The 13,067-nt window shown below is 55.8% G+C and carries 12 protein-coding genes; 6 read left to right on the top strand and 6 right to left on the bottom strand.

Annotation, left to right across the window (positions count from 1 at the left end; genetic code table 11):
- The first annotated feature begins 31 nt into the window (after positions 1-31).
- Positions 32-919, top strand: coding sequence for a LysR family transcriptional regulator (locus tag A936_RS14175; protein WP_008458951.1), 888 nt, complete (start codon positions 32-34; stop codon positions 917-919).
- Between the two features lie 6 nt (positions 920-925).
- Here A936_RS14175 and A936_RS14170 read toward each other — a convergent pair whose 3' ends face one another.
- Positions 926-1,981: an NAD(P)H-dependent flavin oxidoreductase gene (locus tag A936_RS14170; RefSeq protein WP_034809281.1), complete on the bottom strand. Its 1,056-nt coding sequence runs from the start codon at positions 1,979-1,981 to the stop codon at positions 926-928.
- A gap of 91 nt (positions 1,982-2,072) precedes the next feature.
- Here A936_RS14170 and A936_RS14165 point away from each other — a divergent pair, with 91 nt between their 5' ends.
- Positions 2,073-2,921 carry a LysR family transcriptional regulator gene (locus A936_RS14165; RefSeq protein ID WP_008458946.1) on the top strand — a complete coding sequence of 283 codons (849 nt, stop codon included), beginning with the start codon at positions 2,073-2,075 and terminating at the stop codon, positions 2,919-2,921.
- Here the strand turns inward: A936_RS14165 and A936_RS14160 are convergent.
- Entirely contained in the window at positions 2,904-4,079 is a 1,176-nt protein-coding gene (locus A936_RS14160) for a YbfB/YjiJ family MFS transporter (protein WP_008458945.1), read from the bottom strand. The two genes, A936_RS14165 and A936_RS14160, sit on opposite strands and share 18 nt — an antisense overlap.
- Before the next feature lie 121 nt (positions 4,080-4,200).
- Positions 4,201-6,885 carry an ATP-binding protein gene (locus A936_RS14155; RefSeq protein ID WP_083845855.1) on the bottom strand — a complete coding sequence of 895 codons (2,685 nt, stop codon included), beginning with the start codon at positions 6,883-6,885 and terminating at the stop codon, positions 4,201-4,203.
- Positions 6,886-6,993: 108 nt separating this feature from the next.
- On the opposite strand from A936_RS14155, the gene A936_RS14150 reads away from it, so the two are divergent.
- Entirely contained in the window at positions 6,994-8,205 is a 1,212-nt protein-coding gene (locus tag A936_RS14150; RefSeq protein ID WP_008458940.1) for an MFS transporter, read from the top strand.
- A 48-nt stretch (positions 8,206-8,253) separates the two neighbouring features.
- On the opposite strand, the gene A936_RS14145 is transcribed toward A936_RS14150, so the two are convergent.
- Complete coding sequence (locus A936_RS14145) at positions 8,254-9,273, bottom strand: Ppx/GppA phosphatase family protein (RefSeq protein ID WP_008458937.1); 1,020 nt, start codon at positions 9,271-9,273, stop codon at positions 8,254-8,256.
- Positions 9,274-9,450: 177 nt separating this feature from the next.
- Between A936_RS14145 and A936_RS14140 the strand changes: the two genes are divergently transcribed.
- Complete coding sequence (locus tag A936_RS14140) at positions 9,451-10,257, top strand: 5'-nucleotidase, lipoprotein e(P4) family (protein WP_008458935.1); 807 nt, start codon at positions 9,451-9,453, stop codon at positions 10,255-10,257.
- Between the two features lie 109 nt (positions 10,258-10,366).
- Here A936_RS14140 and A936_RS14135 read toward each other — a convergent pair whose 3' ends face one another.
- Together A936_RS14135 and A936_RS14130 are read right to left on the bottom strand one after the other, a co-directional pair.
- Entirely contained in the window at positions 10,367-11,002 is a 636-nt protein-coding gene (locus tag A936_RS14135) for a DUF421 domain-containing protein (protein ID WP_008458933.1), read from the bottom strand.
- 9 nt (positions 11,003-11,011) lie between these two features.
- Complete coding sequence (locus A936_RS14130) at positions 11,012-11,458, bottom strand: DUF3290 domain-containing protein (protein ID WP_008458932.1); 447 nt, start codon at positions 11,456-11,458, stop codon at positions 11,012-11,014.
- Between the two features lie 208 nt (positions 11,459-11,666).
- On the opposite strand from A936_RS14130, the gene A936_RS14125 reads away from it, so the two are divergent.
- Positions 11,667-12,056 carry a RidA family protein gene (locus A936_RS14125; protein ID WP_008458929.1) on the top strand — a complete coding sequence of 130 codons (390 nt, stop codon included), beginning with the start codon at positions 11,667-11,669 and terminating at the stop codon, positions 12,054-12,056.
- A 23-nt stretch (positions 12,057-12,079) separates the two neighbouring features.
- Positions 12,080-13,054 carry a threo-3-hydroxy-L-aspartate ammonia-lyase gene (locus A936_RS14120; RefSeq protein WP_008458927.1) on the top strand — a complete coding sequence of 325 codons (975 nt, stop codon included), beginning with the start codon at positions 12,080-12,082 and terminating at the stop codon, positions 13,052-13,054.
- Positions 13,055-13,067 lie beyond the last annotated feature (13 nt).

Below are 13,067 nucleotides of genomic sequence, written 5' to 3'. Positions count from 1 at the left end.
CAGATAATCAAGATAATCTATTATCTGTTGCATGAATTTAAGAACGCTTGATCTCAACCTTCTGGTGGTGCTGGACGCCCTGCTCGACGAGGCGCACGTCACCCGTGCCGCCGACAGACTTTGCCTGTCGCAATCTGCCACCTCTGCAGCCCTCGCCCGCTGTCGCGATCTTTTTCACGACGAACTGCTGGAGCGTGGCAGAGGCACCATGCGGCTGACGCCCCTTGCTCAGTCTCTTCGTGCCCCGCTGAAATCCGTGCTGGGCGGCATTACTGAACTTATCGACCCGCCGGTGATTCCCCTGCATCAAATTAAGCAGCAACTGCGGATAACCATGGCGGATTTCCCGGCGCTGTTCGTGCTGGTGCCGTTGATGCAAAAACTTCAGCAGTCGGCCCCGGGGATTGACCCCATCGTTCAGGGCTGGGCTGGCGCGGAACAGGCTGAAACAGCGTTGCTTAACGGCACCACGGATATCGCTATTTCGGTCTTTCCTCAGCCTGCCGCGGACATTCACAGCGAACTGTTGATGGACGAGCACTATGTCGTGGCGATGCGTGAGGGACATCCTGCCGCATCCGGGTTTAGCCTTGAGCGCTGGCTCGCCTGGCCGCACATTATCACCTCGGGGAAAGGGGAAAGCGTCACACCGGTGGATGCGGAACTCTCAAGGTTGGGATTACGCCGCCGCGTCGGGCTGGTATTGCCGAATTTCCAGATGGTGCCACAGTTGCTGGCGGCATCGGATATGCTGGCCCTGCTGCCTTCCCGGGTCATACCTTTTACTGAAGGGCTCGTCGCCTTCCCTGCCCCCGTAGAACTACCGGGATTTTCACTGCACCTGGCCTGGCACAAACGCCGAAGCCAGGATGTGGCCCTGCAGCACGTGGCCGCGATTTTAATGGCGTTGTTGAAGTAACCTGTTTCACAACCCGGCTTCGCGCACCAGCGTTTGCAGTAATTCAGCGGCGGGCATTTCGCGGATCAGGTTCACGCCCTGTCCGGCCCAGTGCGCGCTGTAGCCCTGGTGACCGTGGCTTTTTGCAAGGCCGGCAAGCGCTTTACCAATATCGTAGGCCACCGGATAAGCCGGGACGGCATGCTGGCCGACGATTCGCCCGTGGCGGCAATAATCGTTTTCCAGGCTTCTGGCTGCCCTGCCTGAGATAGCGTGGGTCATTTCCGTCTGGTGTAATCGGCTGAATTTCAGCCGCTGCCGGTAGCCATCATCGGCGGCGGACTCTGGGCAAAGCAGAAACGCGGTCCCCAGCTGTACCGCGTCCGCCCCCACGCTTAGCATGGCGTGAATACCGGCTCCGTCCATAATTCCGCCGGCGGCAACAACCGGCAAATCCACCTGTTTTTTCAGCAGTTGCACAAGCGCAAAGGTGCTGAGCTGCGTATCGTGAGCTTTATCGTCGAACATCCCGCGATGCCCGCCCGCTTCAAAGCCCTGCGCCACAATGACATCCACGCCGTTCGCCTGGATCAGCAAAGCCTCTTCGGGCCGGGTGGCGGTGGCAAGCGTCACAATTCCTTTGTCACGGAAGGCCTGAACAACGTCGCGATCGGGCACGCCAAAATGGAAGCTGACCGCGGCCGGAGCCGTCTCCAGCAGCATCTCCAGCATCGCTTCGTGGCCAATAAAGCTTTGATAAATTTCGCTGAGCACTTCCGGCGGCCTGCCGCCAAACTCAGCGAACAGCGGGCGCAGGCTTTCAATCCATGCGCGTTCCAGCGCCTCATCCCGTTTGGCAGGCTGATGGCAAAACAGATTCACGCTGAACGGGCGCGAGGTTAAGGCCTGCGTTTTCAGGATGGCTGTCCTGGCCTGCACGACGTCGCTCGCGCCAATACCCAGCGAACCAAGGCCACCGGCATTGCTGACCGTCGCCGCCAGTTCCGGGGTGGAGACGCCCGCCATAGGGGCCTGTATGATGGGATGGTCTATCGCGAGCATTTGGGAAAGGCTACGAAACATGGCGCTACCTGAGGAAATGAGAGATTGAGGGCTTAACATCTTATTTGGAGATGTTAAGATCAAGATCATTATCATATTGAGAATGAAAAACATGAACCACACCACACTGCAGATGTTCAAAATCGTTGCCGAAGAACAAAGCGTGACGAAAGCAGCCCAAAGGCTCGGCCGCGTGCAGTCGAACATCACCACCCGCATTCAGCAACTGGAAGAAGATCTTGGCGTCGCGTTGTTCGTGCGCGACAGCAAGAAAATGATCCTGTCGCCGGAAGGCGAAAGTTTTCTGTCCTACACAAAAAAAATACTTAGCCTGGCGGAAGAAGCCCGACAGGCGCTGCATCCGGGTAAGCCTGCAGGGGCAATGAATATGGGCTCGATGGAAGCCACCGCAGTCAGCCGCCTGATGCCGGTGTTCCAGCAGTTTCACCACCGGTATCCTGATGTCGCCCTCACCTTAACCACCCAGCCGACGCAGCAGCTGCTGGAGCAGGTTCGCCACGCTTCACTGGACTGCGCGCTGGTGAGCCTGTTACCGGAAGCTGGGGGACAGGTTCACTGCCCCGTAGATCTTGAGTCCATGGACGTGTTCACCGAACGCCTGGTGTTGCTCGTGCCTGAAACCGCCAGCGGCAATCATCCTCGTCTTGCCGCTTTTCCGCGCGGATGTTCCTATCGGGCGCGCGGTGAGGCTTTGCTCAACGCACAAACTCTGGTGGAAGTGCAGGACATCAGCTCTTATCACTCGATGATCGCTTCCGTTGCCGCAGGACGCTGCAGCGGCGTGCTCCCGGAAAGCGTCGCGGCGACGCTGGCTTTGCCGGAAGGAACGCGACAACAGTTTGTGGCCGAAGCCCTCACTCAGCTAGTCTGGCGTAAGGGCTACGGCTCCACCGCGCTTGAGGCGATGAAGCAGATTCTCGCCTCAGCCAGCAACCTTTGAACGCCCCGCTAGCACCAGCCCGCCGGCCAGCAGCAATGCGCCGGTGGCGGCGGCTAACGATCCGTTAAAACTGCCCGTTAAGCCGTACAGCTCCCCGGCAACCAACGGCCCAACAATCTGCCCGATGCCGTAAATAGCGGTCATCGCCGCGATCATATTGAAGTGTACCAGATGCGCCAGCCTCCTGGCTTCCGGTAAGGCTATCGTCACCGTGCCGGTGAACGTAAAGCCCACCAGCACGGCGCTTAACAGGCAAAAAAGCAGCGAGTGGCTAAAGGCCGGAAGCACTACGCCCGCGGCCTGAACCAGAAGATTGGCGGCAAAAGCGCGGCGATAACCATACTTCAAGACGATTTGATGCCAGACAAAACAGGACGGTATCGCGGCCAGGCCAAAGATAGCCCAAAGCTGCACCGGATCCAGCGTACTAAGTGACCCGGAAAGAAAAAGCGGTAAATAGGTGGCCGTAATGATATACCCGAAGCCCGCCAGGCCGTAGATAGCCAGCAGTTTCCACGCCGCTTTAGCATTCTCTGCCGCCGGCTGAAGCTGACTGGAAGCCTGCCTTTGGTAGTCGATCAGATAATCCGGTGGGCTAAGCAGCAGTTTATAAACCAGCATAAACAATAGCAGCGCAGCGATCCCGCACAGCAGCCAGATTTGCTGACTGGTGTAGCCATAAGCTTTACCAAGCGCGATAAATTCCGCAGATAAGAAGATCCCCAGCCCAACCCCGGCATACAGCACCGGCGCGCCGGTATGGTGTTTCATGTGCTGCAGAAGCCACAGTGAAGCCGCAATCAGCGACACGGCGCTCAGTAGGCCGGCAACCCCCCGAACCGCTACCACCGCCCACGGCGATTTCGTCCATGCCAGCAGAAGCAGGCAGCCAATGGTTAACCCGACGGAGGCCATGTTTAACCGCCGCGCGTCGGCAGGCTTAGCTTTCGCCAGCAGTAAGGCACCAATAAGATAACCTGCGTAGTTAGCCGATGCGGCGAGGTTGCCCTGATGCAGCGACAGCAGCCCTTCTTTCAGCATCACCGGCAGAATGCCGGTATAGGAAAAACGCCCGTAGCCCATACCTATCGCCAGCACCACTGCACCCGCAAGCGCCAGCTGTAGCGCACGAATTTCCGGCCTGAAATGCATTGTCATAACCCCCACCTTTAAATCTCTAAATATGAATGTTATTTTTATTTAAATCTTATTTTGAGATTAATATCGGTAAGAGCAACAAGCAAGCGGCTTTTCTGCCGCTTTGCATTTCATCGAAAGATCACAGCTGACGCAGATCGGTTTCTATGCGCTGGATCCAGCCTTTGGCCGTCTGGGTTTGTGCCAGCAGCAGCGCAGATTGCAGCGCCATGCTGAGTTCCAGGCCATATTCTGGTTGGCCGCCGTAACGAATGTGCGCCTGAACCCGCATCAGCTCGGGCAGGTTCCAGAGTGACTGGTTGAAGTCAAGCGCGGACAGCCGCTCGGCGATCATCGCTTCGGCTACCTCTGGCTGGCCTTTTTGCGCCAGCGCGGCGGCGAAATCAGACAGAAAAAGTGAATAAGCGGGATCAAAACCGTTATCCCGCAGCCGGGTAAGCATGGCGAGGATCTGCTGGGGAAGTATCGTTTCAGGCTGCTGGCGAAGCCTGCCCCAAAAGGTAAAAGCGGCCGCATAAAGCCGCCAGAAGCCCAAGCCGTGTTCCAGGGCGATGGCCTCAATCTGCGAGGCTACCTGTAGCACGCCAGCGGTATCTCCGGTGAAGGCCGCCAGCGTGCAGGTGCCTTCCGCGAGGGCCGCACACAGCGAACAGGCATGATCCAGCGCCCGGGCTTCTTCCACCGCCAGCTGCGCCGCTCTTCTGGCTTTCGCCACATCGCCAGTCACCCACAGGGCCCGCACCAGGAAAGCCCAGCCCGCCACGCGCTGATCCAGCCCAAAGCGGAAAGGCGCTCTCTGGCTGTCATCATCCACGGTGCGATCCAACAAAGCCTGAATTTCGCTGAGCGCGGCCTGTTGCTCGCCGGAAAAATGCAGCGCGGTGCCTGCCAGACGACGGGCGGTTAATAGCGCGCCGTAATCACCGGTTTGTGTCGCCAGTTCAGCCATTTTTTTGCCGTTCTCTGCGGCATCGGCGTAACGGCCACTGCGCAGGTGATACAGCCACAGCCCGTACTCGGACTGTAATTGCATTTCCACATCGCCAAGCGTGCTGGCAATCTCCCCGGTTCGCCGCCAGGCCTGGCCGTTTTCTTCAATGGGCCCCTGCGCCCAGCCCAGCGCCGAGCCCAGCGCGGCCTGCATTAGCATCTCTTCGCGCGGCGTGGCCTGACCATTGTGCGAATCGTTAATTGCGGCGGTAATCCGCTGGCGGCACTCGCCGTGGAGCGAAAGCTGGATCCAGAACGGCGTGGCGTTAGCGAGAATACTGCGTCCCAACGGAGCGTTTTGACCCACACCAAAACACCAGTCTGCCGCCGCACGGAGATCGTCAATTAAATAGCCATACTGACGGCGCCACTGCGGACTGGACTCTTCGGCCCAGGCAACTTTTGCCCGCACCATGCTGTCGGCCACAAGTTGTGCATGGCGAAGAAAATACGGGGTGCTATTTGGGGCCAGCGTCCGGCGAGCGTATGTGCGCACAATGTTGAGATAGCGATACCTGGCCGGGCGCGAGCCCGCCTGCAAAACCAGCAGGGATTTCGCCACCATGCTGGCCACCACGTCGCTGACCTCTTGCTGATCTAACAATCCTTTCGCGGCGGCAAGGTCAAATTCACCGGGAAACACCGCCAGGGCATGAAACACTCGCTGTTCTTCAGCCGTAAGTAATCGATAACTCCAGTCCAGCGCCTCGGCCAGCGTTCTGTGCCGGGAAGCCGTCACTCCCGGCGTTTCCGGTAACGTCTCCCGCCCGCTCAGGTCGGCCAGCACGGCATCCGGTCCCAGGTTGGCAACGCGCGCAGCCACAATTTCCAGCGCCAGCGGTACGGCATCCAGCAACCGGCAGAGCGCCAGGATCGGCCCGATATTCTCTTCGCTCAGGCGGAACGCGTAATCCACCGCTTGAATGCGCTGTACCAGAAACTCAACCGCGCTAAAACTTTGCGCCTCGCTGGCGGCCAGTTGCGCTGGCGGCAAAGTCAGCGGCCCAACGCGGTAAACCTGCTCCCCTTCAATCCCCAGCGGAGACTGGCTGGTGAGCAAAATGCTCAGTAATTCGTTTCGCTGTAGTAGATGCTCAATTTCCCTGGCGCAGGCGGCCGACAGATGCTCACAGTTATCAATCACCAGCAGCGCGGGGCGTGGCTGCAACGACCCCGCGCCACGAATACCGGCCAGTGCCGCCCGCAAAACTGGGGCGGGATCTGATCCTGCGTTCAGGCTGGACAGGTCGGCAAAAAAGACGCCATCGGGATAAAGACTGGCAGATTCGCGAGCCACTTCCAGCAATAGCCGGGTTTTGCCGATGCCCGCCGGGCCCGCCAGCGTGCAAATAGTATGCTCGATCAGCCGTTTTCTGATTTCACCCAGTTCTTTTTCGCGCCCTATCAGCGGCGAACGGGGACGAGGTAATGCCGTTGAAGAGGTGATGACAGGCAGAGCCGACGTGGCCGCCTGCAGTTTATTCACCGTGGCGGTAAAGCAGTAGCCCCGGCCAAAAACCGTGGTAATCAAATTGCGGTCGGGACCAAAAATTTTGCGCAAAGCGGAGATTTGCGCCTGCAGATTATTCTCTTCGACGATCTCTTTTGGCCAGACGGTGGCCAGCAGCGTCTCTTTGGTCACCACCTGCCCCGCTTCGCTGACCAGCAGCCGGAGCACGGCCATTGCCCGCTCGCCCGGCTCCAGCCGAACGCCGTCCCTGAGCAGCAATCCCAAATCGGGAAACAGCTGATAGCGGCCAAAGACCACCATGTCGTCATCTCTTTCTGAGCGGAGTTGGGGCTCGTCGGCAGGCATAAGAACGGTCGCTTTTCAGGTGATTTCAGAAGTCTGAAATTCTAGGGCAAAGATTGCGGGCGGACAATCATTCAGCATCAGGACTCGTCATTCCCAGAGAGAAAAATCATGTCGGAGAATCCCCTGAGCATCACCCTGAATCGTCCGCCCGAGGCGGAAAAGAATTCGCCTTTAACCTCCAGTCTGCTGCTGATCATGGCGCTGGCCTGCGGGGTTTTCGTTGCCAATGTCTACTACAACCAGCCGCTGCTGGAACTGCTTCAGCAGGCGTTTCCGGGGCAGCTTGCGCTGGTCAGCCTTGCGCCGACGGCAACGCAGCTTGGGTTTGCCTTTGGTTTGTTCTTGCTTGTACCGCTGGGCGACAAGATTAACCGCCGCACGCTGATCCTTTGCCAGTCTGCGGGGCTGGCGGTAGCGCTGGCGTGCCTGGCCTTAGCGCCCAATGTTGTCACAATTATTATTGCCTCCGCTGCGGTGGGCGTAACCGGCTCCGTGGCCCAGCAAATAGTGCCGTTCGCCGCCGAGCTGGCTAAACCGGAACGCCGTGGACAGGTGGTCGGCACGGTAATGAGCGGCGTGTTGTGCGGCATACTGCTTGGCCGGGCCGTGGGCGGTTTTAGCGGCGATCACTGGGGCTGGCGAGCGACCTTCTGGCTCGGTGCTGTGGCAACTGCTTTCGGCTGGCTGATGCTGTTCTTTACCCTGCCGCACCACACGTCCGGTAATAAACAGAGCTACATGACCCTGATGCGCTCGCTGGTTTCTCTGTGGCGGGAAGAACCGCTGCTGCGTCGGGCGACCTGGATTCAGGCCGCGCTGTTTGGCTCGTTCATCGGCCTGTGGACCATTCTGGCCTTGCAGCTCCATGCCGCGTTTCATCTTGGCGCAGACGTCGCCGGTCTGATGGGCATTGTGGGTGCCGTAGGCATCCTGGTTGCGCCGCTTGCCGGGCGAATTGCCGACCGCCGGGGACCGTATACCGTCATCGGGCTTGGGGCGCTGGTGATGGTTATCTCGTTTGCGGTGCTGGGGCTGTGGACTTCGCTCACCGGGCTGGTGATTGGCATCATCCTGATGGATCTGGGTGAGCAGTCGGCGCTGATCTCTAACCAGCACGTGATCTATGCCCTGAGGCCGGAAGCCCGCAGCCGTATCAATACGGTTTTTATGAGCGGCATGTTTATCGGCGGCGCGCTGGGATCCTGGGGCGCGAGCCTGATGTGGCGACTCGGCGGCTGGGAACTGGCTTCGATGCTGGGCGGTGGGCTTAGCCTTATCGGGCTAATCATTCATCTGATCGGGCAGCAAAAACGCGGTTAGTGCCCCAGGCGGCGGCACGAAAATCGCCGTCGCCTGAAGCATGAGACGTTACTGAATCAGCACGCCCTGAACGAGGTTGGCCTTCACCACGGTCACCTGAGGGATTTTCAGGGCTTCCATATAGCCCTGAACCAGTAGCAGGTTGCTGACGTCCGTGGCCCGGTAATCCCCGCGCAGCTCTGAATCCCCTTTCCAGACCTGGCTGGCGGAAGATTTTTGTAGATCGGCGAGGGTGTAAACCTTTTCATTGAGCTGCTTGCTGACGGAGAAGTCATGCACCCCACCGATACCCACGACGGTACGCTTAGCCAGCGCCTGTTTCATCTCCGGGCTGACGTGAGTGGTGGCATAGAAGCGAACAAAACGCAGCACGCCGTCACGCAGGGAACCAATCGGATTTGGCGAGCTGACATCATGCAAATCTTTGTTTTTCACCACGTCGATGATGTAGTTCTTCAGCGTGACGGAGGCCAGCTTGCCCTGGTAAATCTCCGGCTGCCATTTGTCGTGTTTTTGCAGCCAGGTCGTCATTTGCATCGACCCGCCGCCAATGTCCCAGACCACCATCTGGTCGTCTGGCAGCGGCACGGGCATCGATGCTTTGGCGGACAGGAAGCCCAGCTCGGCCTCTTGTTCCTGAGTAATAATTTTTAGATTCACCGGAGCAGCACGGTTGAAGGCATCGATCGTCTGCTGGGCGTTAGACGCGCTGCGAAAAACAGCGGTAGCCACGCCGTTAAAACGAGCAGGATGATAGCGGGCGGCCTCTGCAGCTAGCTCGCGCAGCGCCGTCTGCCCCTGCTGTTGAATCGCTGGGCTGAGAGTGTTATCTGCAGATTTGGATAAATCTTCGTTAAAACCGATAGGACGCTGATCCTCGAACAACACTTTGTTGATGCGCTGCTGGCAGGTATCCACTTTGGCGACCACCAGCTTGGTGGTGCCGGAGCCCATGTCGATGCCCGCCCTGGTCTCCTCACAGCCAGCTGCGTGGGCCGCAACGCTCACGCCGGGTAATGCCGCTACCACCATCAGGGAAAAAAAATTGCGTCGAAATATTTTTGTCATATTGAGTATCCAGTGTCGATCCATTAAAAAGCTATTGATAACGTAGCTTTAATATTCGGTAAAACACTTTTTAACAATACCTGCTGATTTTGTTAGAAAAAGTCACTGCATTGTTCAGTGCAGAGGCCGGCAGGTATCAATGGCGTTAATGATAAAAGCAAGGGTAAGGACATAAAAATGAAGAAAAGTTTATTGGGTAGCGCGGTGGCGCTGGTGCTTGTCAGCCTGACGGGTTGTGCAAATCAGCAGCAGGCGGCGGATCAAAAACTGGCGAGCCAGACGGTGATGGCGGTGGACTGGTTCCAGCAATCCGGCGAATACCGCGCGCTGGCGTACCAGTCGTTTAACAGCGCTCGCGCCGCGTGGGATCAATCCGCTAAACAGGGTAACGCTATGCGGGCCGTTATCGTCGATCTGGATGAAACCATGCTCGACAATAGCGCCTACAGCGCGTGGCAGGCCAAAAATAACAAAGCGTTTGACGACAAAACCTGGTCCCAGTGGACTCAGGCTCGCCAGGCGCTGGCCGTCCCGGGCGCGGTGGATTTTGCTAACTACGTGAACAGCCACGGCGGCACGATGTTCTATGTGTCCAACCGCGACAGCAAAGACTTTGACGCCACCGTCGCCAACATGAAAGCTCTGGGCTTTACCGGCGTGAGCGACAAAACCGTGCGCCTGAAAACCGACAGCTCCAACAAGCAGGCCCGTTTCGATGCGATCAAAGCTGAAGGCTATGACGTAGTGATGTACATCGGCGACAACCTGAATGACTTTGGCAAAGCGACTTACCACAAGGATCAGTCCCAGCGTCAGCAGTTTGCCAGCGATAACCGCGGCAAGTTTGGCACCCAGTTCATTGTGCTGCCGAACCCAATGTACGGCGACTGGGAAGGTGCTTTAGCGCCAAATTACTACAAGCTGAATACTGCCCAGCAGGCCGAAGCGCGCGAAAACGCACTGCGTACCTGGTCCGGGAAATAAGTTTTCTGGCAACCCCACCCATGCGGTGGGGTTTTTAGAGTGATAGTTAAAGGATGAAACACATTTACTTTATCTATAATCCAGTAGGTAAAGAGCTTGATTTTGGCAACTACTTTTCATATCCGTATAAATTAATCCTGCCGGACAGATACTCGCCCAAATAGACTTCGCTAATTTTATTAAAGCCTTGCTTGATAACTTCATTTTCTAACCAGGCGTTGTCCTTGTTAAGGATTTCGAGTAAATCATGGTTAGCTAAACCATCAACTATAATTGGGTAGCGTATATTCTCATCACCACTTTGTATAATGGTTAATTGCCCATTCTGCTCGAGAACTACTCGCTTCAATTGTTCTATTTCATAAATGCCATTCGCCCTTAACTTGAACATCAAATCATTCGCAGAAACACCATTGCGTAAACACTCCCTAACATTGACACTGCCATTATGTACCAGGGTGATTGGTTTGCCATCAATAATTCTTTTAACTAGCCGATTATTCTCTTTTAAAAACTTAAGGACAAAGACGAGGAAGGTCCATATAATTAACACCAAAACAAACTGCAGTACTGTTATCGATTCATTATAAATTACGCCACCGATAATCCCCCCGAGCACATAGTTTTGAACCTGATCCATTGCGGATGAAGGCGCCAGATTGCCCTTCCCCATGAGATTTATTTGAATAATCAGACACAGTATCCCCAAGCCCAATTTTATCATGATCGGCGTATAAATTATCATTTCTGTTCCTCAGTTTTTTATGATTTCTATGCCTGGGTTTACTAACGACACCTCAACTAAACTATATGTTTTTTGATCCGGGCTTAAATTGACGCGATAGTAAAGATCATTAATTTTAATGATGATGCCATCCGAGAGCTGTACTGAGTTTGAAAATATAGAATCCATACCCACTTCTTTTTCTTTTGATAGCAATTTAACAAAACTCACCATTTGTGATGATTGAGAGTGTATATTTTGACTGTCAGTATAATCTGCATACTGAACACCCGAAATGAAGAGTAAAAATAAAAATACTATAATTGTTAGATCTCGATATTTGGTTTGTAAGCGATGACGCATGTACAGGCTAAAAAAAACGATCAGGATAAATAAAGTACTAAATATAATGATGTATTTTAAATAATCATTAATATTAGACTGCGTTTGTAGATATTCAATGCCATAAAATCTCATATAGTTATAATCCCTAACCCTTAAGACCCCGTTTTTTATTATAGTAACACATTGGCACTTCCCGCCCTAACGGCCGCGATCCGGGCTTTCTCCTCCCTCCCAGTTCACCCCGATCCCCCTTGCTGCTTTCCATGTTGAAAACTTCTTGATCGACATTTAGTCCAAATATAGATTGTTTGTCTAAATCTGACCGCGCTTGAGAGGATACATGGCCCCGAACATTACGCTGCGCAATATCGAACAGGTTCCTGCCCCCGTGGGGCACTATTCCCATACCGCCACTGCAGGCGGTTTGGTGTTTATTTCCGGTCAGCTTCCCGTGGCGGCGGACGGCACGCCTCGCTGCGAAGCGCCCTTCGAAGAACAGGCTCAACTGGTGCTGCAGAATATTGAATCTTGCCTGGCCTGCGCGGGCGTGACAAAACAACATCTTGTCTCTGTAAGGGTGTACATCACTGATATCAACCTCTGGCCGCTGTTTAACAGCATTTATGCGGCGTGGATCGGTCAGCATCGCCCTTCTCGCGCGGTGGCCGGCGTGGCACAACTCCATTACGGCGCGGCGCTCGAAATTGAAGCCGTGGCGCTCTCTGAATAAGACAACCGTTTAAAGGTGGCAAAATGAGTGAATTAGTTCTCCCTGTTTATGAAGATGTGGTCGCGGCGGCTCAGCGCATTGCAGGCCATGCCAACCGCACCCCGGTCATGACGTCCCGTACCGTGAATGAAGAGTTTGGTGCCGAAGTCTTTTTCAAGTGCGAAAACTACCAGCGAATGGGGGCGTTTAAGTTCCGTGGGGCCATGAACGCTCTCGCTCAGTTTACGCCGGAGCAAAAAAAAGCTGGCGTGGTGGCCTTCTCCTCCGGGAACCACGCCCAGGCGATTGCGCTCTCCGCAAGGCTGCTGGGGATCCCGGCCACCATCGTGATGCCGGAAGATGCTCCGGCGGCTAAAATTGCCGCCACGCGCGAATACGGCGGCAAAGTCATTCTCTATAACCGCTACACCGAAGACCGCCAGCAAATCGGCAAAGATCTGGCTGACAAATATGGCCTGACGCTGATCCCGCCTTACGATCACCCGCACGTCATTGCCGGCCAGGGCACCGCGGCGAAAGAGCTGTTCGACGAAGTTGGCGAGCTGGACGCGCTGTTTGTCTGCCTGGGCGGCGGCGGGTTGATTTCCGGCTGTTCGCTGGCGGCGCGCCACCTTTCCCCCAACTGCAAAGTCTACGGCGTGGAGCCGGAAGCCGGGAACGATGCCCAGCAGTCACTCCGGCATCGACAAATTGTGCGGATTGATACGCCCAAAACTATCGCCGACGGCGCACAAACCACCTTCCTCGGGGACTATACCTTCCAGATGATTTGCCAGAACGTGGACGACATTTTCACCGCCACTGATGAAGAGCTGATCGATTCGATGAAGTTTTTCGCCGAGCGGATGAAAATGGTGGTCGAGCCGACGGGCTGCCTTGGCTTTGCCGCCGCGCGCGGAATGAAAGAGAGCCTGCGCGGGAAGCGAATCGGGATTATCATCAGCGGCGGCAACGTCGATATCAGCCGCTACGCTGAGTACCTCGTCGGCGCGCGTTAATTATTAACAGGAG

It is taken from the genome of Enterobacter sp. Ag1, from assembly GCA_000277545.1.
Lineage (GTDB): Bacteria > Pseudomonadota > Gammaproteobacteria > Enterobacterales > Enterobacteriaceae > Cedecea.
This window is presented reverse-complemented; position numbering and strand designations above follow the sequence as displayed.